14 protein-coding genes are annotated in these 25513 nt (G+C 37.2%); 3 read left to right on the forward strand and 11 right to left on the reverse strand.

The genetic code is table 11. The features are described from left to right. Positions 1-390: 390 nt before the first annotated feature. The 3 genes from ileS to UABHE_RS05385 all read left to right on the forward strand — a co-directional run bounded on the left by ileS (position 391) and on the right by UABHE_RS05385 (position 5238). Positions 391-3102 carry an isoleucine--tRNA ligase gene (gene ileS, locus UABHE_RS05375; protein WP_372369219.1) on the forward strand — a complete coding sequence of 904 codons (2712 nt, stop codon included), beginning with the start codon at positions 391-393 and terminating at the stop codon, positions 3100-3102. Positions 3103-3446: 344 nt separating this feature from the next. Further along, a complete protein-coding gene (locus UABHE_RS05380) occupies positions 3447-4361 on the forward strand; it encodes a DUF726 domain-containing protein (protein WP_372369220.1) in 915 nt (304 codons plus the stop codon). Between the two features lie 70 nt (positions 4362-4431). Next, the gene (locus UABHE_RS05385) at positions 4432-5238 is read left to right on the forward strand and encodes a hypothetical protein (protein ID WP_372369221.1); all 807 of its coding nucleotides are present in this window, start codon (positions 4432-4434) and stop codon (positions 5236-5238) included. On the opposite strand, the gene UABHE_RS05390 is transcribed toward UABHE_RS05385, so the two are convergent. The 11 genes from UABHE_RS05390 to UABHE_RS05440 all read right to left on the reverse strand — a co-directional run bounded on the left by UABHE_RS05390 (position 5159) and on the right by UABHE_RS05440 (position 25468). Beyond that, positions 5159-5632: a hypothetical protein gene (locus UABHE_RS05390; RefSeq protein ID WP_372369222.1), complete on the reverse strand. Its 474-nt coding sequence runs from the start codon at positions 5630-5632 to the stop codon at positions 5159-5161. The two genes, UABHE_RS05385 and UABHE_RS05390, sit on opposite strands and share 80 nt — an antisense overlap. A gap of 245 nt (positions 5633-5877) precedes the next feature. After that, on the reverse strand, positions 5878-7512 hold the full coding sequence (locus UABHE_RS05395) for an IMP dehydrogenase (protein WP_372369223.1): 1635 nt from the start codon (positions 7510-7512) through the stop codon (positions 5878-5880). After that, complete coding sequence (locus tag UABHE_RS05400) at positions 7512-7931, reverse strand: hypothetical protein (protein WP_372369224.1); 420 nt, start codon at positions 7929-7931, stop codon at positions 7512-7514. The genes UABHE_RS05395 and UABHE_RS05400 overlap by 1 nt, the downstream gene beginning before the upstream one ends. Before the next feature lie 12 nt (positions 7932-7943). After that, positions 7944-9368, reverse strand: a complete 1425-nt coding sequence (locus UABHE_RS05405) for an ATPase domain-containing protein (protein ID WP_372369225.1) — start codon at positions 9366-9368, stop codon at positions 7944-7946. Between the two features lie 221 nt (positions 9369-9589). Continuing rightward, positions 9590-10285: a dTMP kinase gene (gene tmk, locus UABHE_RS05410; RefSeq protein ID WP_372369226.1), complete on the reverse strand. Its 696-nt coding sequence runs from the start codon at positions 10283-10285 to the stop codon at positions 9590-9592. Between the two features lie 264 nt (positions 10286-10549). After that, positions 10550-11185, reverse strand: a complete 636-nt coding sequence (locus tag UABHE_RS05415; protein ID WP_372369227.1) for a hypothetical protein — start codon at positions 11183-11185, stop codon at positions 10550-10552. Positions 11186-11258: 73 nt separating this feature from the next. Beyond that, positions 11259-15797, reverse strand: a complete 4539-nt coding sequence (locus tag UABHE_RS05420; RefSeq protein WP_372369228.1) for a tetratricopeptide repeat protein — start codon at positions 15795-15797, stop codon at positions 11259-11261. Between the two features lie 433 nt (positions 15798-16230). After that, positions 16231-21459: a PEGA domain-containing protein gene (locus tag UABHE_RS05425; RefSeq protein ID WP_372369230.1), complete on the reverse strand. Its 5229-nt coding sequence runs from the start codon at positions 21457-21459 to the stop codon at positions 16231-16233. 338 nt (positions 21460-21797) lie between these two features. Beyond that, positions 21798-23555 carry a hypothetical protein gene (locus tag UABHE_RS05430; RefSeq protein ID WP_372369231.1) on the reverse strand — a complete coding sequence of 586 codons (1758 nt, stop codon included), beginning with the start codon at positions 23553-23555 and terminating at the stop codon, positions 21798-21800. Between the two features lie 15 nt (positions 23556-23570). After that, positions 23571-23936 carry a hypothetical protein gene (locus UABHE_RS05435; RefSeq protein WP_372369232.1) on the reverse strand — a complete coding sequence of 122 codons (366 nt, stop codon included), beginning with the start codon at positions 23934-23936 and terminating at the stop codon, positions 23571-23573. Between the two features lie 350 nt (positions 23937-24286). Next, a complete protein-coding gene (locus UABHE_RS05440; protein ID WP_372369234.1) occupies positions 24287-25468 on the reverse strand; it encodes an LptF/LptG family permease in 1182 nt (393 codons plus the stop codon). Positions 25469-25513 lie beyond the last annotated feature (45 nt).

Raw genomic sequence — 25513 nt, forward strand, 5'->3', positions numbered from 1 at the left:
AAAAAATTTGTAATTTTGAATATAGCACAGTATATTTAGAGTGGATTAATTATTATCCGAATAAAACTACATTTTTTACAAACAAAACGCGGCCAATATTTATATTTCGTTTTGTGATGTAATTACATGAACACAAAACCTTTTTGAAGCGGAGTTAAAAATGAGTACTTTTTTCACTCAAATAAGCATAATTATCATTATTGGTATTATTATGTCTATTTGATGGTCAAATTTCATTTAAACTCGTATTTTACAAAAGCCCATCAATAGCGATGGGCTTTTTTTGTTTACACTTACAACTAAGCCCTCGAATTTTCGAGGGCTTTTTTATTTACAATAACTAAGCAGTAGTTTTATGCCAGTAAAGCTACCGTATTCAGGAATAATATTATGACAAATTATTCACCTACTCTTAATTTACCAAAAACTAGCTTTCCAATGAAGGCAAATTTAGCGGAGCGAGAACTTGAAATATTAAAATTGTGGCAAGAACAGCAGTTGTACTTGTCTTTGAGAGAAAAGGGAGCCGGACAAAATAAATTTGTTTTGCACGATGGACCTCCTTACGCAAATGGCCATGTGCATATAGGAACAACATTAAACAAAGTTCTCAAAGATATAACTGTAAAAGCAAAAAATATGGAAGGTTTTGATGCACCTTTTGTCCCAGGTTGGGATTGTCACGGATTGCCTATCGAATTGCAAGTGATGAAAAATCTTACCGAAAATGCCACTCAAGTAGAAATAAGAAAAGCGTGTCGTGTGCACGCACAGAAATTTGTTGATTTACAAAAACAAGAGTTTCAACGTCTTGGCGTTGTGGGCGATTGGGAAAATCCGTATTTGACAATGAGTGCTCGTTTTGAAGCGGGGATCGCTGCAAAAATGTTTGCTCTTGTTCGAAGTGGTTCTCTAAATAAAGGAGAAAAACCTGTACACTGGTGCACAGAATGTTGCACAGCATTAGCACAGGCTGAGCTAGAATATAAAAACCACAAATCTTGCTCAGTTTATGTGCGTTTTACTGTGGAGAATAGTAAGGCATTTTGCCAAAAAAATAATTTACCGCAAAAATCTTTATGTCTTGTAGTATGGACAACTACTCCTTGGACTCTTCCTGCGAATACAGCAGTATGTTTACACTCTGATTATAAATATAGCGTTCTTGAAACTAGTAGCGAGTTGTTAGTTGTAGCAAGCGAGTTATTGAAACCTTTTCAGAGGGTTTGCGATGTCGAAGGTAAGGTTGTTGCACAATTCGAGGGAAGAGATTTATTGAAAGCAAAATGTAAGCACCCTTTTTTAGAGCGCGTTGTTCCTGTTGTTTTAGGAGAACATGTAAATCTGATGCAAGGAACAGGTTGTATACATACAGCGCCTGGCCACGGAGAAGACGATTTTTTGGTTGGTCAGAAATATGGCTTACCGGTGTTATGTTTTGTTGATCATCGCGGTTGTTTTACCAACGATGACTTTTATGGAAAGAAGGTGTGGAGTGTAAACAGTTATGTTGTCGATATACTTCAGGACAAAGGGAAGTTACTTAAAAAGAACTACGTTGAGCATGAGTATCCATATTGCTGGCGTTGTCGCAATCCGGTTATCGTTCGTACAACTCCTCAATGGTTTATATCTATGGACGAAAATGATCTTCGAGAAAATTGTATAGAGGAAACAGAGAAAACCCGATGGATACCGCAATGGGGTAAGAAACGTATGAGAAATATGTTGCAAAAACGCCCTGACTGGTGTGTATCACGGCAAAGATCCTGGGGAGTTCCTTTGGCTATATTTCATTGTAATCGGTGTCAAAAGCAGGTAAAAGATGAAAAAGTTATGCAACACATAGTTGATCTTTTTAAAGAACATACTAGTGATGTATGGTTCACACTGCCCTTTAATGACTTACTTCCTAAAGACTACACATGTTGCGGTGTTCAAGATTTTAGCAAAGAAGAAGATGTTCTAGATGTATGGTTTGACTCAGGAGTTACTCAAGATATAGTTTTACAGCGAAGTGATTTAAAATATCCCGCTGATTTATATCTAGAAGGAAATGATCAATTTCGAGGGTGGTTTCAAAGTTCACTAGCTTTAGCGGTAGCGACAAATAAGCTAGCCCCTTACTCTACTGTAGCAACTCATGGATATGTGGTTGAGTCGTGTAAAAAAGAAAAGGTATCTAAGTCGCGTGGGGCTCTTTTCCCAAAGGATTTGATCGCAAAATATGGCGCTGATTTACTGCGATTATGGGTTGCATCGGAAAATTTTCGCGATGATGTCGAGTTTTCATTACCAAAGTTAGAGCAAGTACAAGGATCTTATCGTAAGTTACGTAATACTTATCGTTATCTACTAGGAAATTTGTATGATGATAACGGAGAGTCTCATTCTTACAAGGAACTTCCAGAGCTAGAAAAATATATCCTAGCGAGATTATATTCTGTTAACACTGAAATACGCAAAGGATATGAGAAGTATGAATACCATGTAGTATTTCAGCTTATACTCAATTTTTTTAGCAACGAACTTAGTTCGTTGTACTTTTGTGTACGCAAAGATGCTTTGTATAGTGATGAAGCAGATTGTTTATTACGGCGACAAACACAGTTTGTTTTACGAAAACTCTTATTCACTACATTGCCATGGATCGCACCTGTTTTAAGCTTTACAGCTGAAGAAATATGGCAGCATGTTCGTAAAAATTCACAAGAAAAAAGTGTGCATTTAACTCATTTTTGCGATGTCGAAGACGAGTACAATGACCATCGCGTTTGCGAAAAATGGAGTATGTTACTTACAACAAGAGATTTATTGTTAAAAAGACTAGAGAAAAGCAAAAATAATAAAACTATAAATACTTTTGCGCAGGCTCATGTTCTAGTAGAAGGAAATTTAACAAACAATGATTGCTTAATCCTTAAAGAGTTATTACAAGTAGCTTGTGTTAGTTGCGATAGTCTAAAAAAAGATTTTCAAAACGATGAATTTGGTGAAGTAACGATAGAAAAATTTAAGGGCGATAAGTGCGAGCGCTGCTGGAACTTTACCAGGATAAATGAGACTGGTTTATGCGAACGTTGCGAAAGAGTGTTGAATTAAGATAAACACTTTTGGGTTGAGATACTCATAGATCCTAGTATTTTTTTGATACAAGGTAGTTCTTTTGATATAATTAAAATCAAAATAAAGCGTGTATTTTACTGATAGTTAACTAGGGCGTGTTATCAATTAGATATTAATAACTGTCGTAATCGTAGTCGTGACCTTGATTGAATATTTTAAGATTTGAAAAAGAAATCGTAATTGTTCGATTACGATTATGGCTAGAGTCGCGATGACAGTGGCAGTTACGAATTTTTCAACATAATGTTTTGTTGATGATAGTCCTTAAAAAACGCAGAGTTTATAAATTTTACTATAATATAGTTATTAGGAGGTTAGTTGTGAAATATTTTATTTTATGCATTTTATTTGCAGGAATTATATTCGCAGAGGAAGCGGCGAATTCTACGATTATGGTTCGCTGTGATGATGGTTCTGAGTATGACTTTTTAAGCGCTCCGCAAGATATTAAACTAGGTTCGATGAAAGGAGCTATTAATCCTAATGTAGATACTGTTGTATTTATTCATGGTTTTAATACTTCATATAGTGGTGCAACAGGTTCATATAGCAATGCTCGCAATGTAATGTCACGCGAGCTAGGCAATATGAATTATGTTGGCGTTTATTGGCCATCAAATACATTAGATTTTCCTACAGCAATTAAGCGTGCAAATAAATCTGGCAATTACATCATGCATATTCTTTCGGAAATTAACAAGCAGGCAGGTGGCCGTAGTCGCATACATATTGTTTGCCACAGCCTTGGTGCAAGAGTTTTATTGAATACTTTAAAAGAAAATGCGGCGCGTTCTATTCCATGGGGCAATATGTGCTTTTTAGCAGCTGCGGTAGATCAAGATGCTTTTTTTACTTTTAATGGTACAAACATGGTCGGACGCAATAATTTGATTATCTATTCTGAAAATGATTTAGTACTAAAATATTTATACTCAAGAGAAGAGGTTGCTAAACTTCCGGGTGCAGAAAAATTTAATAAGTTATCTTTCGATAACAAAGTACAATATTTGCAAACTTTTCGTCACGCTGGTTTGCGATCAGAGTTTGATCATTTGTTGTACTCTAAGTTACAAAAAACTAGAGGAATTGCAATGGGATTAGAAGGAGCTTTCTTAGGGAACTCTCAAGAATTGCAAAATGTTGAAAACCGGGATAAGAGTAGCATTGTTCCTAGTCATTCTTATTGGTCTAACAATCAAATATTGCAGTATACTGCTCAAAAAATAAAAGAATAATTATTAAAGTGTATGATCAATCACAAAATAGATTGATCATACACTTTTTATTTTATCAGGAGAGACAATTGTGCAAGTAAGCTGGAATAAATGGGGATGGTTTGGAGGTGTTGTTGGCGGCACTCTATGGATGTACATCCTTTCTATTGAAATGCTACTTAGTTCTAAAACATATATGCATTTTGCTGTTGGAATTAGTGTGACGATTAGTGTATCTATTGTTGGTTATCTATTATGGTGTTGGCGAAATAGATTAACTGTTGGGCAAGGAATGCGTATTTTTATATGTACTCTTTTTCCAGCAGCATTATGTTTATTAGTATTGCGCAGTGTTCCTATGGAAAAATTGGAAATACTTCATAACTCCTATTGGTCCGTACTGTGTATGTTTAGCTTTTTATTTGTGCAATTCACTTTTAGCAATAATTACGGCCCTTTTTCAAAAGAGCGTAAGTTACTGCAATCGTTTTCTGTGGACGATAAGGTTATAGATTCGCGTGTAAAATGTAGTGCAAATGCATTTCATATTTCTTGTACAGGTGACAAAAAAGAAGTATTTTCTCTGTTTACGCTTGTTCCACCTTCACTTGAAAATAGCGCTGTTATTTATGAAACTTCTATAAAAAGCGAAGGGATTCAAAAGGCTTATTTGGAAATGTGGATGGTTTTTCCTAATGGGAAGAAATATTTTTCACGAGGAATACAAAATCCGATTCGCGGCACGCAAGATTGGAAAAAAATATCTATTCCTTTTCTACTTAAAGCTTCGCAAAATCCTAGTAGCATTGAACTAAATATTATTGTCCATGGTACTGGATATGTACATTTACAAGATGTCGCTCTTTATTATAGGCAGGCAAAAGTCGTAAAAAAATAAAGTCGTTAATGAAAAAGCTCTTTCTTGTGTTAAAGCCTTCGTTTTGAAAATAATGAGATTTAGATAAAAAACTATACCTAACAATGCCATTATTTGTGCCAATCAATAAATCTTCATCAGAAAAAACAAGACCATTGGCGATAATGCCACTAACCAATGCTTTCCAACTGTCGCCTTTACTTATGGAAACGAGCACTCCCTTGTCAGTAGCGACAAATAAAAAACCTGATTTATCTATTAGTAAATCGTAAGCAGGAGTTTGAAAAATGTATTTTATGTTCTCTCCCGAAATCGTAGACATGTAAATACCATTGTCTGTTGCGATGAACCAATAACGATTATGTTTTTTTATTACTGATATTTTGCAGGAATGTTCTTTTCGAATACATTCCAATTTTGACCGAAATCCTCAGAGATAAGAACTCCTTCATCTGTTTGAAGTAACCAGGTATCGTCGAAGGTAGTCAGGAAATGTATCTTTGCGCCAATAAAATTAATCTCATGCCAATTCTTTTTATCTTTAGAAAACAATAAATTGTTATCTTCTGTAGCTACAATATAATTAACTGCTTTGGATCCGTTTCCGAGCCCACTTCCGGGCTCGAAAAAAATGATGACAGGCCACAATTGATAACAGGCCTAAATTCTTTTGATTTTAAGAATATCGTGTGGTTTGCCTTCTTCATAGCCAATTTGAGATTGGATACCGATATTGGCATTATTGAAAAATTCATCTAAATTTTGGGCCCCTACATAAGTCATTGAAGAAGTGACGCCATCAATTATGTAGTGGATTATGTCGGTAATAGAAGGGCGTTCGGGATCTAGATATACAAAAGAACGGTTACTTCCTTCGGAACGATGCCCTAATATTTCGCGCATGACATCGCGTTGCGATCTTTTTTCTGAAGCACTGCGTGAAGCCATACCATAATTTTCTTTGTATTTATGTCCTTCAAAATCGTATTTTAGGTCGCCTGGGCTTTCTAGAGTACCAGCAAACCAGCTTCCTATCATTACTTGCGATGCACCAACTGCTAATGCTAAGGCGACGTCTCGCGGTGTTTTGATACCACCATCAGCCCAAATGTGTTTATTATAAGGAGATGCTGCCTCTACGCATTTTGCTACTGCAGCTAATTGAGGACGACCAACAGCTGTTTCATAGCGCGTAGAGCACATTGCTCCTGGGCCAATTCCTACTTTTATCATGTCGGCTCCTGCGCTTATTATGCGAATGGTTGCTTCTGGAGTAACAACATTACCTGCTATAATAGGAATCTTGTAATTGGTTGCATTTTGGTAATTACTAACTAAATTTGCTATCTTTTCTAGGTTGCGATATGATTGAATGCCTTGATCAAAATGCGCTGTGTCTAATATTATTCCTGTTACCCCAGCATTAATCAGCATTTTAGCTTTTTCTACAGGATCACGATTTAAAGCGCCAATAGTAGCAAGTACAGCTAGGCCTTTTTCTCCATGACCTTGGTGCGGTTTATAACGTAAACTTAGAGCAGCAGATTTTTCAGTTAATGCGCCAAGAGGACAACGATTTTCGTCGAGAATAGGTAAAAATTTAACTTTGTTTTTTCTCATCAAATCAATGGCATCTATCGCTGATATCGATGGCCCACTTGTGATCAATTCTTCGGTGATCATTAATTTTGTTACTGGAGTGTCCTTATTAACACTTTGTACGTCGCGTTTGTGTAAAATTCCCTCAAGTTGTCCATCTTGGTTGGTAATGATTACAGCAGGAAGATCTCTTTTGGAAATGATATTTTCAAAGTTGTATATTTTTTTGTCAGATTTTAAGCTTAGAGGTGTTCTATACAAAGAATGGCGCGTATTCATATACTCAATGATGCCGCATAGATCTTGGTCGGACATATATTGTGGTAATGCGGCACTTCCGCCCATCATTGCCATGGCTTCGGCCATACGCTTTCCTGTAACTCCGTCCATATTTGCGGCGACAATGGGTAAATTACCAAAATGATCGCGCGGAGCAAAGTCAACTGTGTCGCGAGAAACAATGTTACCGATATTATACTTGCCGCATATCTCTATTTTGAATTTCATTAGCTGTTGCTCAGCGCGCAACAACTGCGAAGATTTATTGTTCTTGTGTTCGATAATTAGTTGTTGCATGTCTTCAATAGACTGTTTTTCTTCGTTGTTGATATGCTGTGCTATTTTATTATCGATGCTATTGTGTGGTATAATAAAAGCTTCATTGTATGTTTGCTCGAAGCTCTCGCGAAATTCCATTATGTTGCTCCTTCTATTTTTTTTTGTTGCTTTTGATGCCAGGGAGTAATTAAGTTTACAGCTATATGAATAAAATTTGTTATATCAGGGGGAGGACCTTGTGAATTAGCACCATAGATAAACTGAATTCCTTTTTCTTGCTTTTGGGCTCTAAAAACAATAGACAATTCACATTTATTTCCTCGTTGTTGTGGAACACTATAACGACCGCATCGTTTTAGCCATAGAGGATTAATATGCTCCTTGAGTTTTTGAAAAAACTCCGTTGATCCTGTTCCTATGTATATTGTCTTGTCTTGATTATTAACAGAGCCATCCCCCATGCACTGGATAGCTCCGTTTTTACTCAGTAAAATAAAAAGTGATTGGTTATCATCAACAGCTAGAGCAATGATGATTGTATCAATGGTATCTAACATAAGAACACCAAATTATTCACTTTTATCTTTAGTTTTTTTGCGTTTGCGTGTGGTTTTTTTCGGTTTGTCAACTTCTCTACTTTTTTTAGAAGCCTCTGGAGGTTTTTCTTGCTCTTCAATGACATTTTCGCTTTGAGGAGAAGATTCATTCTCTTGTGGTAGATTTTCTATTTGTTCTTCTGGAATTTGTTCTTCTAAAGCTTGTTCCTGTATTTTTTTGGCTTCTTCTACGGTTGGAAAAGGTTTATAAATTTCAGGTTGCTCTGCGTGAGCGATTAAGACTCCTCGTTCATCGTCGCGGCAAATACGAATGGGATGTGGAAAAATAGGTGTTGTCACCGATTTAATTGCGCGAATTGTCACAATGCGATCGCGGTACTTTCCACCCCACAACGCTGCTATTTCTTTCGAAGTAAGTCCCATTTCTTCCAATAAAAATACTGCATCTGCGGTATGAATTAGAGCTTCTCCACCTACAGGCATACCTGTGTCGCGTATTTGACCAATAGTTAGACAAGTAACGCCTTTTTCATGATTATATGTTTTCAGAGCTGATAAATTGTCTGCTGTTTTAGTTTTTGATGGATCTAGCATATTTAGTGAATCTATAATCACAAACTTAATGCCTTCTTTTTCAACAATAAAACGATAACGCGTAACAAAATCATCCCAAGAACTTCCTTTATGGTATTGGCTTAAAAGCACAGCAATATTTTTTGCTACTTTTTTCTGAAATTGTGCTTCTGACAATGCCAAAGTTTTCATTCCTATTTTGGTTAATCTACTACACAGATCGTCACGTCCAGAGTCATTTTCGTCGATAAATCCTTCTTCGGCAACAACAAAGGCGCAGCGAGTTCCACTAAAAGCGATACGACACAATGCAGAAATTGCAGTGCGCGTTTTTCCTTGACCTGGAGGGCCAACAAAGGCTATTGTACAACCTTTAGGAATACCCCCTAAAGAAAATTTTCCATCCTCAGTGAGACATAAGTAATCTAAAACCGTGTACAAGGGCAGTGGCTCTTGTGTTTTAACAACGCTACGCAGTTGGTGTGGACGAATAATGTCAGCATCTAAACCTAAATCTTCTTCTTCTGGGATATCCATGTTAGCAAAAGGCTGTGCTGCAGTGTCTGCCCCAGCAATTCCCATGTTTCCGGCCATCATCATTTGCATCATTTGCATCATTTGATTTTGCATTTGTGGTGCGCCCATGTTTGGATATCCGCCCATATGTGCCCCTTGTTGATTAGGCATCATTCCTTGGTGGCTAGGCATTACTCCTTGGTGCCCAGGCATCATTCCTTGGTGCCCAGGCATCATTCCTTGGTGCCCAGGCATCGCTCCTTGGTGTCCAGAAAATTGATATTGTTGCTGAGTTGCGTCCATCGGCATGTGATTTGTCGAGGTGTTTTTTTTTCCCTTTTTCGCCATTTGGTAATTTCCTTAAACAAAATTGCGAGAAAATAATATTTTTAGGCGTATTAAGCTTTATCGACCATTACGATTGAAACATTGTAAAATAAAATATAAATATTGATCATAAGTTATCAATATAAAATAAATTAGGCGACCAGATTGCACATTTTAATTTGCAGAAAAAATGTAGTTTTACTCGAATAAGACAATTGTTATTACAATCAACTAATTATCTTCTAACTATTAAACAGTGGTAAATCTCCAGGGAACATTTCTGGAAAATTACTTTTGATTACCGATAGTATTTCGCCAAATACAACTTTTTCTGGAGGATTTCCGTCAATCGTGACAATATTTACTCCTTGCTGGCGCATATCATCGATAGCATATTCATAATTTCTACGAACGATTTCTAAGATTTCTGGTTTTTCATACAAATCTCTATACCAACGATTTTTAGAGCGTCTTTTTTCGCAAACAGATAAAGACGTGTCTAAATGAATAATCAAATCAGGCTGTAAACATTTGGAGTTAATTGTTTGTAGCCATTCAAGATTCTTACGATCGTTTCCCATTTGGTATGCATAAGAAGATAGGTGGTAACGATCACAAAGAACAATAACACCCTCTTCAATTTTTGGAAGAATTAAGTGTTGCAAGTGATCTAAGCGGTCTGCTGCAAACAACAGTGCAATAGAATTGTTGGAAAGAATTTCCATTTCTTTGGTTTGAGCGCTAAATATAAGTCTATTGGATAGCACTAAGCGGATAATAAGTCCCATCGGTCCTTGTGTAGGTTCATTGGTTACCACAACAGGCCAATTTTCGTTTTCTAAATATTTGGATAGTAAATTTGCTTGTGTTGTTGTTCCTGCTCCATCTAAGCCTTCGAATACAATAAATTTTCCTGAAGATTTTCTTTTTTTTGCCATTCCGTTTTATCCTGTTTCGAAATAAAGAGTCTCTAATATTCAGTTCTGTAAAATATTATAACAAAAAATGGCTCTCAAAAAGTAAAAAAACTTTTGAGAGCCACTTAGCACATTGATTCATAAATTTTTGTGCATTACTATACAGATAATTTTGAGTGTTCAGCTAGTTACTTTTAAAAAATAAACTTGTAGAAAATAGCAACATTGGTACCCAAAAATATAAGTTAGAATGTAAACAATTTTGAATCAAAAGGTATTGTGATTTTAGGAGTTGGGATTTAAAAGTGCACTTAGTCCAAATGGTTCTGGTGATACAGGAATTTCTATTTCTTGTGTAAAAGTGGCATAACCCGCTTTTTGGATTACAATAATTTTACTGCCTGGTTTAACATAAGATTGGTCACTAATAATTTGCGATTCCGACTTTCCACCAATATCAGCAATTGTTACTGTATCTGGAGTAACACGCGTATTTGTACGAACATCTAAGAAATTAAAATTAATAAGGCGTTCTTGGGCCTCTAATATTCCTGTTAATACATACTTACCTTCAAAATCACTTTCAATCCAAATATTTTTATGGATTGTTTTGTAGCCACTTTTTTCAATGCGCAAGTTGTATTGTCCATGAGGTAAACGACTGTCATGCTGTACTATTTCACCACCGTTCCACACTGTGATTGCAAAAGCACGTCCAGCAGGATAATCAGTTTGGATCTCGTGTTTAATAATTGCAAGACCACTACGTCTCTCGATAGGCGCATTAATATTTTGTGTGCGTGTACTATGGTGAACAATAACTTCGTCAGGCTCATTGTTATCTTCAAAAACTGTTTGCGTACACGCTATAATAAAAAGAGAGAAACCAATCACTACATAGAAAAAACATCCAGGATTCATTGCAAAGCCCCTAAATAATACAATAGACGGCAGCAATTTGCTGCCGTCTATTTTTTTTAACTACTAAGTACGATTATTTTGCTTTGTTGATTGCTTCAACAACAACTTGTAAACGTACACGGTCTTGTGCAGAAGATAGTTTCCAAGATTCGAGATAGCTAATCAACTGATCTCTTTCTGTGTTATGAAGTTGCTTCAGCATCTTGCGGTTACGGAATCCTTTGAGTAATTTTTCCATTACCTCAAGTGAAGCGCGACGACCACGTTCGCCCTTAGCTATACGATCTAAGTGTTCGATTAACTTAGGTACAGATAAGTTTTCTGGACGGCCGATACTCATACCTGAACGGAAACGAGCCATAGCTCTTTGTAAGAACATGTAGCCAATGTATGCTCTGAAGTTCTTCGCTTTTGGCGGAACCATAATTGTGTAGTAGAAACGTCCAATACCTTTTTCTACTTTCATATGGTGTGCTTCTAGAGGGCTATTGTCAACGCTGAATATATATTCATATTCAATTCCGTCAATTTTTTGCTTGTTCTTACGGATAGTAAATTCAAGAGGAGTTAGTTTTACAAGAGGTACTGGTAAAATGTATGGACCTTCACCAGGAGGTATCATCGTTGTAGTAGATACCGTCTGATACTTAACAAACTTCACACGGAAGTTAACTTCCTTACCAGGAGCGAATTCATCTCTAAATTCTACTTTTTTCTTGGTTCCTAGATCAATTACTTCATGCGCATCAACAAGTGATCCTGACTTCTGATCAACCATCTCGAAAGAAATCTGACGATTCTTAGCCAGTAAACTCTCGTTGATTAAGTAAGCCTCTTCGCTTGGAGCAATATCAATGGTCTTAATAGCACCAAAGCTGTACCCTGGTTGGGTTACTTTGAGGTCATAAGATCCTGGACGAATTCTCTTACCATCGGTTACTAAGAATAGTACACGTGTTGTTTTTGATATCAAAGAAACTTGATATGGCGGTAAGTTAGTCGGTGGCTCAACATTGTGAGTAATATTGATATTGATCGGTACTTGCTTAGCGTATAGTTTTTGATCAATTACATATGGACGATCATCTGGCCATACATGTTGTTTCATTTCTATTGTCTGGTATGCAGGCTTAGTAATTTTCAACAAGTATGAATTTGGCTTAATGATATCTCCAGGCTTCACTTCTTTTTCTGCAGAAGGGTTGTCTAGAGGTGCCATAGTAATTTTGTACGCACCCAAATGTGAAGGAGGTTCAATATCATAAGTGATGTTGAGGTCAACCTTACGTGGTTTGGTGGCTAGTACTTCTTGGATCAAATACGGCTCATTACCTGGTTCGATAGTTACATTTTTACGTAGTGGAACGTAACCAGGCTGAATTATTTCAAGTTCGTATGTACGAGGCTTAAATAGATTTTCTCGTGCATCTTTACCATCAAGAGCAACAATTTCTGGATCAATGCGTTCGCCAACTGGAAAATCACCGGTGATATCAAGTTCGATTTCACGAGCTATAGTTTCTAATTGGTGTTTAATTAGATGCGGTTCATCAGAAGGAGTAACAACGATTTCAAACGAAAGTTCGTTGTAACCTTGCTTTTCAACAGAAATAGCATAAGTACCAGGAAGATGTGTTTCTCCTTGCTCCATGATTTCATTATCAAGTGTGATTACGTCTGGCATAACCTCTTTGTTGTTAAAATCACTAGTGAAAGAGTACATAATCTTACGTGGTAGTGCTTCCATTGTTGCATCTAAAAGGTAAGGATCTTCACTTGGAGCGATAGTAATACCGCTAGAGATAGTTTTGTATCCTTTTTCTTTGATCGCCAATTGGTATTCACGAGGTTTCATCTCTTGACCATCTTTGATCGCTGTTGTACCGATAAGTATGCTTGTTGGAGTCATCTTACTACTGGTATAAGAACTAACGATGTTCAAGTTTACCTTACGTGGCTTACTCTTCATCTCTTCTTCTATCTTATATGGTTCTTGGCCAGGAGTAATGTTTAGACGCTTGTAGATTGGGTAGTAACCTTTTCTTTCGATAACAAGCTCGTACATACCTGGACGAATTTTATTAATAGCGCCCATTGGCATTTCGTTCATAGCAAGTAGATCAACTTCTAGTGGTTCTGTAGGTTTGAAATCACCAGTAATATTGATATGTACTTCACGAACAGTTGCGTTCATTAGTTCTTTGATAACATAGTTACCACTGCCTACTGGAATTTCAACTGTTTTGTTGATCATTGCATAACCAGTTTTTACAACGCGTAAAGGATAACTTCCTGGCTTCATTGTAAGAACAGTTTTTGGATTCTTTGGATTCTCTTTACCAATGCCAATTTGCTCTGGCTTGATAAGTTCTTTAGTGTAAGAATCTCTAAATTCAAAAGTAACAAGACGAGTTTTAGAGATGACAGTTTCAGTAAGAATGAAATCTTTGTCACTCGCTAGAACTTGTATTTGCTTACGAACAGGAATATAACCTTCTTTTAGAATAACAAGTTCATGAACACCTGGTTTTACTTTAAAGCCTTTAGTCCAAGCCTTGCCATCAATAGTGATTTCATCTGGATCGATTGCATTGCCGTTTTCATCGGAGATGTCAGTAACAACAGTACGATCTCTCGCAACTAAACGACGTTGTAAAACATAAGCATCTTCACGAGGCATAACTAGTACGCGATCAGAAGCTACTTCGTAACCAGGTTGAATTATTTCATACAAATAACTTTCTGGTTTTATTTTTTGACCATCAGTTACTTTAGTCACTAAACCAAGCACTTCGTTTTTCATATTTGTGGTGTAAGTTGCATCAGTATCTTCAGGTTGAACATCATAAGTAATATCTAGTTTAAGAAGAACGTCTTTTGGATTAAGAACACTAGAAATGGTATATGGTTCATCTGATGGTGGTATTTCAATAGATTTTGTTACAGGTACATAACCAGCACGTTCTATTTTTAGTTCGTATTTTCCAGGTTTAAAATTTTCTTGGGTCTTGATGTCGCGTCCGTTTAGAGTACATTTATCGGGAGAAATACGCATTTTAGGGAAAGACGCTAAAATTTGTGTTTGCACGCGGCGTGGTAAAGAACGTAAAGACTCTTTTAATAAGAAATCTTTAGAAGATGGATATATAGTAACGCGTTTACTAACAGGCTCGTATCCTCTTTTGCGTATAACAACACGGTAAGTATCAGGACGTAAACTTTCGCCGGTGATTTTTACAAAACGATTGTTAAAAGCAATTTCGTCTGGAGTAAGTTCTTTGTCTGGTTGATAATCACCAGTGATTTGGAAATATACTTGACGATTTAAGGTCTTCATTTGTTCGAAGAAACGATATTGCGATTCACTTGGAGGAACAATGATTGTTTTTACAATAGGCTCAAATCCCTCTTCTTTGATCACCAGTTGATACTCACCTGGTTTTACTTTACTACTATCTTTTACTGATTGACCGTTTAGTGTAAAAGTGTCAGGACTGATGGTATCTTTTCCTGTTTTTGGGTCGACAAAATCACCGCGAATGCTCGCTGCAATCTCGCGCATTTTACTAAGTAAACGCTCTTGAAATTGAAATGGGCCTTCATCAGGATAAATAGTCATTGCTTTTTTGATGTCTTCGTAACCAGCTTTGCGCACAGTTAGTAAATAACTTCCTGGCTTAAAACTATCATCGCTTACACGACGTGGTTTACCATCTGATTTACCGTTTTTTAGAGTAGTTAAGGTAATTTCGTCTGGAGTAATAGGACCTTGTTCGAAGAAATCTTCAAATACTTTTGGCTCTACCTTACGTGGTATAGAAACGAGCATTTCATCAACTTCTGAGTGTCTTTTTTCAGGTAGCATTTGCACCATTTTGTTTAAAGGATAGTATCCTTTTTTCTCAATTTGAAGTACTGCGCGCACTGAATCAGGAGTGATCAACTTGTCTTTGTCAAAGTCACTGCGAACTTTAGCAATTAAAAATTTAGTGTAGTGCTCGATTTTTTTATCAAAAGGATTTTCTGTTCCCGCTGTTTGTACACTTTGTGGGATGTATTCTGAGCCAGAAACGGCTTGAAAATCGGTAAAGTTCTTATTTCCAAGAACTCCAATAGCACCTACTTTAATTTTGCCATCAGGTGTGATATCGTCTTTTTGTGCAGCAGCTTTTACTTTAATTTTGCACTTATGATTAAAAATCACCCCTAGTTTATGGTGGAAATCTGACATCTTGCCACAGTTACCAAGTTTTTCGGCATAGCGAAGAGCTTGTTGTAACAGGCGTACAGATTTATCTGTTTGGTCAGAATTAGCGTATAAAACAGCAAGGTTTTGCAGTGTATACATTATGTATACGTCGTGCTGAGAACCCTCTTGTTTTTGATAGAATGCAAGCACGGCTTCGTAGCCAGCGATAGCATCTGTAAATTTTTGTTCTTTTTCCAAACCAAAAGATCTTACAAAAAGATCTTTAGCTTGTTGCGCACTTTGTGGTGCGGCTACTTCGGTTTTCTTATTATCTTTTTTTTCCGGTTTTTTGTCATCAGCTATAAGCCCCGAGCTAAAAAGAAGGCTGATAGCTAATAAAAAAATGAGGGGAAGTCTACACATAGAGTGTTACCTTTCTAAACATAAAAATGTACCTTTTGCCGTTTTCAATTATCACAAATACTAGACAGCAAACTGGTAATTCTATTCACAGATTTATGAAAAAATTTTATTTCCACAATCTGAAACTCAAAGAGATAGTGCAAATGAATTGACGATCTCCTCTGGGTTTGAGATGGGGAATTGGTGTGTAGGGTTCACAAATTTTCGCATATAATAACATGTTCTGCGCTACGCTGCAATTTTTTAATGGTTGTTTTGCTTTCATTTTCTTGAAAGGTGATTGTTGGACGGAGATATGTGCTCACTATCGACATATAATCGTTTATCATCAGCGGTTTTGGCTCCAAGCAGCGATTGTGCGATATTTTGGAAATGTAGATATGCAAAATAAGAGTATTCGAGCATCCTTGTGGATGCTCGAATAACAAACGAATTACTGCTGTAATTTTTTAATTGCAGTTTTTCGCATTTTTTGTTCTTCATCACTCAAAGTAAGATCGCGTAACAAGTTAGCAATACGTTGGCGATCTTCTTTTGGAAGAGCGTCCACTTTGTATTTGTCTTGGCGATCGCGAAGAAGACGAACAACGCGGCGTAATGCTTGACTTGGACTAGACTTCGCCAAACCGCGCAAATGCTCAAGTAAACGCGTAGTATCAATTTTGCGTAGATCGCGGAATTCGAAGCGCTCTTTTACAAGAGACTCATCAAAATAAAACCCGCAGACAACGCGTATTGAGCGCATACCTTTTGGTGCATAGAAATCGTAATTAATTAAGTTAAATCCATCACCAGGATTGATATGGTTTGGCTCTAGTGGATCACCATCGACAAATATTTCGATAGGAACCTTAATGCTATCAAGTACCATACCATGATATTTTTTACCAATGCTCATCTGGTATTTTTTGTATTTGGTGAGATCAACTTTAATTGCAAATGGTCCTTCACCTGGCTCAATTGTGACTGAATTGTCTACGGTTTTGTACTCTTTAAATCGAGCAATAAATCCATATTTGACACCAGCATCAAACTTAGTATTAGGATTTGCAATTGTACCATTTACAAGAACCTGCGTTGCTTCAACTATTTCGTTCTGTTTTGCATCGAAGATACCAAAAGACAATGAGCGCGGTTTTGCATTGAGTGTCTCGCGAATCCAGTATGGTTGTTCACTTGGACGAATGCGCAACACTTTCTTACTTTCGCGGAAGTCATAACCTGGACGAGTGATTTCAAGCTTGTGATTTCCAGGCTTAATTCTATTTCCGTGTTGTACACTACGCCCAATACCATCTTCGCTAATGAAAGTCACTTCGTATCCACCAAGAGCTTTAGCTTCATCACCTGGCTCGATGTCATATTTGATTTCAACTAAGATCTGTACGTATTTAGCAATGAGTTCTGCTGCCAATTTGTACGAACGATCGTCGGGAACAATTACTGCGCGACCGTTATAGAGTTCATAAGCCTCTTTTTCGATCTGCACTTGGTATTCACCCGGAATGATCATATCTCCAGCTTTAACTTCGCGATACTCGGTATCATTGAGACTGCGCAGGCGAATCTTGTGTAAACTCAAACTTTGCGGAGGTTCAACATCATAAGTTAAATCAACGTTTAAACGACGACGGTTCGCGATAAGCTCGCGATTAAGTTCTAGAGTTCCTACACCAGGCTCCACTTCTAATTTTTCGCGTATCTCTGCAAAACCAGGGTGCGCGATAATTAGTTCGTAAGAACTTGGCTTAAATTTTTCTCCAGGAACGATGTCGCGTTCACCTAAAGTAAGAAGTTCTGGTGTAAAATCATCGCCTTCTGCCATAAAGTCATGAGTAACTTTAACAGCAACTTCGCGAGGTTTTGAGATCATGGTTTTCTTGACGAGAAATGGTGTTGTTCCTGCTGAAACCTCAACACTAAAACTCAAGTCTTCGTAACCTTCTTTTTTCAAAGTAATGCTACGTTCACCTGGTGTAAGTACACTTGTTGGCAAGAATTCTTTGCCATCGACAAGTACATCATCTAGATTGAGCATCACACCTGGACGATAATCACCGTCTACCACTAAATTCAAGCGACGTGCACGTGGGTCCATTGCCATCTTCAGAGTATATGCCTCTTCAGAAGGTTCTACAGTTATTCCTGTAGATGCTGGATCGTAGCCTTCTTTTTCTAACTGTACTTGATACTGGCCAGGCTTGATTTCTTCACCTTCACGAGTCTCTTTACCGTTAAATGCCACTTTATTTGGAGTGATTTTGATGCTGTTATCAAGTGAATCGCTAATATCGAGTACTAGTTTACGCGCCTTAGAAACAAGAGTTTGGCGAATAATATAGTCTTCTTGACTTGGATTGACTTGAATACGTGTAGTTAACTGTTCATATCCTGGAACATAGATAACGACATCGTAACCACCAGGTCTTATCTTACTAGCACCAGGAGTGATGTCTTCATCGTTAAGAGTTAAAACTTTTGGATTTAACAAGTCATTATTGTAGTCACCCTTAATCTCTGTTTTAACAAGGCGTTCCGATGGACTTAGTTGTCTTTCAATGACATATTCAGTTGCACCAGGTTCGATATTAATATCTTCAGTAAGTGTGGAATATCCCTGCGCTTTGATTACCAAACGGTAACGTTTTGGTTTAAATGGCGCGTTTCCTGTTACTGGAGAATCACCAAGAGTGATAATATCAGGAGTAATTGGATTGTTATTTTCAATGTCTGTGATTTGTGCTCTTACAACGCGGGCCATTGATACCATTTGCTTTTGGATGACAAAGTCATCTGTACCGGCAAACAATTTGAATTCGTCGTTGATAGAGTGGAAACCAGCTTTGTTGATGACAAGAGTGTGCGTACCAGGTTTGATTTTGGTAATATTTTCTACAGGATCACCATCAACTAATATTTGATAATCTTGTAAGTTCGGCATCATATCGTAATCAGAAGTAACACGGAAGATCACTTGACGAGGCAGAGATACTAATTGTTTCTTAAGTAGATAAGAAGTTTCTGCTGGATCAATAGTAATAGCTTCTGTCACACGTTCATAACCATCAGCAACAACTTCTAAACGGTAGTTGTGCGGATCAATTTCATCATTGGTTTTCACTACCTTGTCAAAGGCAATCGTTTCGCCTTTTAAACGTACAGTACGAGCAAGATTTGAATTTTGCGGTGGAACATCATAAGTTATATCTAGGTTGAGTGCACGTTTCTTAGGTTTCATGATTTCAATGATGCGGAACGGCTCTTCCGAAGGTTCTATATTCAAGGTTTTGGCGATAGTTTCATAACCAGTTTTACCGAGAACAAGTTCATAATTTCCTGGTTTAGAAGAACTTTCTGCTTGAATAGTTTCGTTTCCTAGAGTACTAGTATCAAGAGGCATTAAGTCAATGCCTTTTGGAAACGTAGCGGTTACATGTAGAATTACGCGACGTGTTTTTGGCTTGAGTGTTGTTTTGAGTATATATGGGTCTTCAGAAGGTTCAATAGGTCCTTCGTAAGTATAGACTTCAAAACCTTCGCGCTCAACACGGAATTCGTTTACTTTTTTTGGAGGGACTGAGTCTCCGTGACGTATTTCATTACCACTCACTGTTACTTTTGCATCAGTAAGAGTTGTGAAATCAGTTTCTCCGTTAGGTTTTTCAATACCACCAAAAATTTGAAATTGAACTTCGCGTGGTTTCGCAGCAAACTGTCCTTTTATAATAAAAGGTTCGCTACCTGGAGTTACATCGATAACCTTTTCAATCGGATAGTATCCAGCTTTGTTGAGAACAAGAGTGTGTTTACCAGGTTTTACTTTGTAACCATCTTCCGCATCTTTGCGGTTGACGAGCATTGAGTCTGGCTTTATCTTGTTGTCAGGATCATAGTCGGAAGTAACATCTATTACAAGCTCGCGACGAATAGAAACAAGTTCTTTCTTGATCACGTAATGTTTGTCATCTGGAAAAATGATGATTTCTTCGTCGATTGGTTCATAACCTACCTTGCGAATACGTAGGCGATAGCGACCAGGCTTATAACGTTTAAATGGTGCCTTCGTTGCAATTTCGACGGTTTCTTTTTCATTTCCGTTAATGATACGCGAGAGGTTAACAACGTCAGGAGTAACTACACCTAAAGCGTTGTCTGCAGAAATATCAGGAATCACTTCGCGAGGAATAGTTTCCATGTCAACGCGTACTTCAATTTCTAGTTTTTGCGCTGGCAAAGATCTCTCGAGATTTTCAACAGGTTTATAACCTTTTTTACGGATATCGACAACTACATCCATTTCATCTGGATTAGGTGTAGGGTCAACGTCAAAGTCTGAGAAAATTTTCCACAGCATGTACTTTGTTACCGACACCATATGTGATTTAATAATGTAAGGGCGGCTATTAGGTTCAATAAAAATAGGCTTGCTATATTTTTTGTACCCAGCTTTTTCTACCACTACATTGTAGTTACCAGGGGCAACTGTTTCTTCGGTAATTGGTATGGTAATTTTGTTAGTGCTGTGTAAATCGATCAAATACTTTTTATCAGGAGCTATTTTATCGGGAGGAATCACATCGTAGTTCATTTGCACCAATACTTTTCGCGGTAGAGCTGACATTTTTATACGATGAATATCTAGTGTTTCTCCAGGATAAATAGTTATGTTTTCGCGCACTTGTTTGTAACCATCGCGGTCAATTTCAAGAGTATAGATACCTGGTAATAGAGTGTCGCGGTAGTTGATTTGCTCGTTCTCGCGGGTAATGCTAACTTCTTCACCTTTGAGTACCGGCTCTTTACCTTCTTCCCATACACCATCATCAACAAGTAGGCGTACTGGACGATATTTGTGTTGTAAAGTGATTTTTTTCTTTACCACACCATCATCAGGTACTTCGATAGTCGCTTCTTGAGGTTCATATCCTTCTTTGATGACGCGAACCACATAAGAACCACTACGAATGAGAGTGTTTTTGATAGATTTATTTTTTTCACCAACGATGACGACATCGTCTGGTTCTATTGGTTTATTAAATAGAGGATCGTTAATGTGAAGAACCAAACGTCTTTTTGGAATAACGGTTGGTTGAAGTGTAACTAAAATTGTTACTTTTTTGTCACTGATAGTCACAGGTTGATCAATAGGCTTATAACCATCTTTTTTTACTTTTAGTTTATAAGTACCTGGCTTCAACTTGTGTTTATCTTGAACCTTATTGTCTTGTGAATATACTTCATATTCACTGTCTAAAAGGTCTTTACCATAAACATCAGTGCGCTCGTATACGACTTGACGCTCGTATGCTGGGGCTTCCAACTCACCTTCAGAAGTATAGAAAGGTATTGTAACCTCTCCTTTTCCTTGCAAGTTATCGGGATACATCACCGCTAGGGATATTGTGCGCGAGCGCAATCCCATGTACGCAAAAATAATGCAGAAAAATAACAAAGTTAAAACAACACCAAAAATGACTTTCTTCATTTCGAAGAAAGAATCTTTGTCTTGTGTTTTACCAACTGCTTTTTTAATGCGTTGCGTAATTCCCATGTCTTGCTGAAGGAGAGCTGTTTTAATACGCGCAGTAAGTCCTAGTTCTTGTGGATTAACCAAGAGCCTGTGTCGTTGCTTTGGCTTCTTGGGATCTCTTTCTTCTGCCATAAAAACTCTCTTTTCAAAATTTGTTATCAAAAAAGTATTTGTGAAAAAAAGCGTGCAAATACATATACGTATTTTGCGCGTTTTTGTTGACAAATGCTTTTCGGGAGAAAATTTACGAGTAGAACGTGCTGACATCTATCTTCATTATAATTAATGACTTAAATATCAAACGTTCTAAAAAGGAAATAAATTATATAAAAGAATGTTAAAAAATAATAGTGCAAATAACAAAAAATGTTTGATTCTTTTTTAGGAACTCGAATAAAGCGCTCCCTAGGTTTGCGGAAGGTAACCATAACAAAGTGAGCTTATTTATAAGCTCACTTTGGTGAATAATACTACTTACGTACTAGAGAAACGTTTAATCTAAACGGTCCATTACCAGGAGTAATAGTGATCGTTCTCTCTACTGTTTGGTACTCGCGAAACTTAGCGACAAGACGATATTGTTTACCAGGGATAAAAGTTTTATCGTAACTTACTTTTTCGCCATCGATAAATATTTCTTGTATTGCAACAAGAATACCATCTTTTTCGATATCAAAAGATATCTTACGCGCTTGTACATTCATGCTCTCACGAATAGTGTATTCATCTTCGCTCGGCAAGATATTTATTTGTCTTTCGTTACCTTGCATCAAATACCCAGGTTGGCTAATTTTATAAGTATAGCGACCTGGCTTAATACTACCGCCATCAGGTATTTCTAATTGAATGTTACGACCAACAAAAACAGCTATTGGACTTTTTAGGTTAGAAGGAGGATTAATATCATAGTTAATAATTACGCGAATTTTTACTGGTTTAGCTTCCAACATTTCTTCAATAGAATAAGCAGAAAGAAGTGGATAAATGCGCACTGTTTTATTAACAGACAAATAACCGCGTTTTGTTATTTTTAGCTGGTATTCTCCTGGTTTTACAGAAGTATTGTTACCAACATTAATAGTTCTACCTGTTTTTTGACCAACAAGCACAACAGATGTTTCTCCTAGAGAAGATGGAGGCTGTACATCATAAGTAACTTGCGATTCTACGCGACGTGGTAAAGTTGCCATAGTACCTTTGAATGTATAAACTTTCATTCCTGCAGGAACAGAAATTTGCTTACGCAGAGTCTCATGTCCTGGGTGCTTAATGATGATTTGATGACTACCGCTTGAAATTTTATTTCCTTGCTCAATCTCAACACCATCAAGAAGAACTGTTTCTGGTACAGGAATTTCTTCTTGCGCAGGGTACTCAGTATAAATAATCCACTTAATACGTGTTACTGCGCGATTTTCTGGATCTAGCTTGCGACGTATCACATATGCTGAAGTACCAGGAGGTATTGTCAAAGATCCAATATGAGTTTGGTAACCTTTTTTCGAAATCTCTAGCGTATGTTTACCTGGCTTAACTTTACCACCATTACGCACAGTACTCGCACCGATAATCACAGCATCAGCAGTTAATTTTCTACCTGTCTTACTGTCTTCGAATTGAAATTTTACTGGACGCGGTTTAGCAAGAAGTTCAACATCAACAATGTGCTCAGTGCTGCCAGACGGTATGTTGATTTGTTTTCTTGTAGTGCTGTAACCATTGGCGCTGACCTCTAAACTTTTTTGTCCAGAGTCCACTTTTTGCGGAGAATACATTTGCACACCATCAAGCATTATGCTACTTGAGGTAACAGGTCCACGTGGATAATCAGCTGTTACGTTGACAATTAGGTTAATGGTTTTGGTATCGAATTGTTCACCAGTAATTTTCGCTGGTTTGTAATTCGAACTATCATCATGGGATGCACTTCCCCCCATATCAGCATCTTGCCAATTGCTGTCAAAACCATTACCGTTACCGTTGCCATCGCCAGTGTTATTATTGTTGATGATCAGTTCTTTGTCGCTGCCATCACCAATGTTGTTAATCGCAACATTGTCAGTATCGGGAATGACAAGCGGATGCTCATCTTGATTTTTATATACATTTACAGTATCGCCTGTAACTACGTGTTTTACACCACGTAAACGCTTGATTCGCACACAGTCGCAACCGATAAGTGTGAAAACCAATGCTCCTATACACAACCATGAAATTTTTTTGTTCATTTACGCACTCCTTAGTTATTTCTTAAGAACGACTTTTCCTGTGACTTTTGTTCCTGTTGTCCACCAAAACAAAGACATGTTATATTCATCAATCACTTTGTATTCAGCGACACCTACAGCTTTATCTTTGTACGTTTTGCGCACTTCTTTTTCCATAAGATCTTTGGCAAAAGCTTCGCATCCACGTTTAAATGGAATAAACCACAAGAAGTAAAAGCCACGTTTCAGCACAGTTACTTGAGCAACAGCTTGCTCATCTACATTCGTAACGGGTTGTTCTGTTATATAGAACTCAGGCTTGGCTGTGTAGTTGCAACATGACGTTAGTACCAGTATAGACAATCCTAATATGAAAATATTCAAAAGAATTTTTTGTTTCACGGGTTATCCTTCCAAAACTTGGAGATTCAAGCAATCTAGGTGCAACCTAGATTTAATTTTTTTATGAAATGGCCACTTTTTTTAGAAAACCGTAAAACACGAAAAATACAATTGTCCCCGTATTCACTTTGAGGTATGGTCTTCTACGAAAGTGAAAATCCAATACAGGCACCTTGAGTACGTGCAGTGGATTTTCTTCTCGTTTTCGGGTACATACGTTTTTGTAGTACACAGATCTTACGTATTCTTGTGTTTATCGTCTATTTAAAAATGTGACGCACATAGCAAATTGCTGATTATAATACACGATGATCAGCATTCGTGTCAAGAAGTCATTTTTTTAGAGACCCTTATTTACGCGCAATATAGACAAGGAGAAAAAAACCAACCACCAACATGAATATATTCGACATCCACGTTCCAAGAAAAGCTGAAATTTTCGCTTCCTCAGCTAGCGTTTTACCAACCATCATGAGTGGATAGTAAAAAACAAAAATAGGAATAGCACTCACCCCAAAAGCAACAAGTGGATTGCTATGACGAATAATAATTCCCAAAGGAGCTCCAATGAGAATAATAACAATTGGAGTGAAAGCATTAGAAAATTTTTCGTGAATTTGTACCAAATGTTCGTAGTAGCGTTCGTACAACTTGATCGAATCGTCGTATTCAGGAGGGATTTTTCCTGCAGCGCTGAGCTTTTTTATCTCTTTTGACATTTTTTTTGTATCGCGAAGCAGTTCACCTATGGTTTTGTACTTGCTGCGATCTTCAACCTTGCGATCGCGATTTGTAAGTTGAAAAGGAATCGAAATAAACTCAAAAAAGAAACGCTTTTCATCTATTTGTTCACCAAATGTATTTTTACGATTTATATGGGTAATGGACCCATTTTGTAGCTGAAAATTGAGAGTGTTTTTTCCAGTATCAAAAACAAGATTTCCCGATTCTGCGATTATTTCTTGCACAACATAATTTTTACTTTGGTTTTTAATGCGTACAGTTCGCTGAATAAAAAGCTTGTTAAATTTTCCTTGCGATAAGGAATCATAACGTATTTTCACATTGGGGACAAAGTCTATGCTATTTTGTCCGGAGCGAAATGAAGTAGATATAACAAGGTCTACTGCGTAGCGAGTCAGAGAGTCGCGCTTTTTATTCATCCACGGAATAATTTCGCAATTTAAATAGACGCAAAACAAACTTAAAATTACTGCAATTAAAATCGCAGGAGTTAAGTAAACAGTTGCATGTATTCCTGTAGTTCGCAAAATGAGAACTTCATTTTCGTGGGTCATACGTCCGTATGTAATTGTTACTGCTGGAAGTAATGACATTGGTAAAGTGAAGGAAATTGATTTGCCGATGATAAAAGGAATTGCAGAAAGTATTGTTGTTACCTGTAAGTACTCTCCATAATAACGCACAATTTGCCATGTAGAAATAACAAACACAATAAGTGTTAAAATAACAAATGTTAAAAGAAATGATTTTAGTAGCTCAAAAAATATGTAACGCTGTATGACTTTCACTTGGTTTTACTCTCAACAATAGAAATAAGTAACCTATTGTACAAA

The sequence above is a fragment of the Candidatus Uabimicrobium helgolandensis genome (assembly GCF_041508025.1).
Lineage (GTDB): Bacteria > Planctomycetota > Uabimicrobiia > Uabimicrobiales > Uabimicrobiaceae > Uabimicrobium > Uabimicrobium helgolandensis.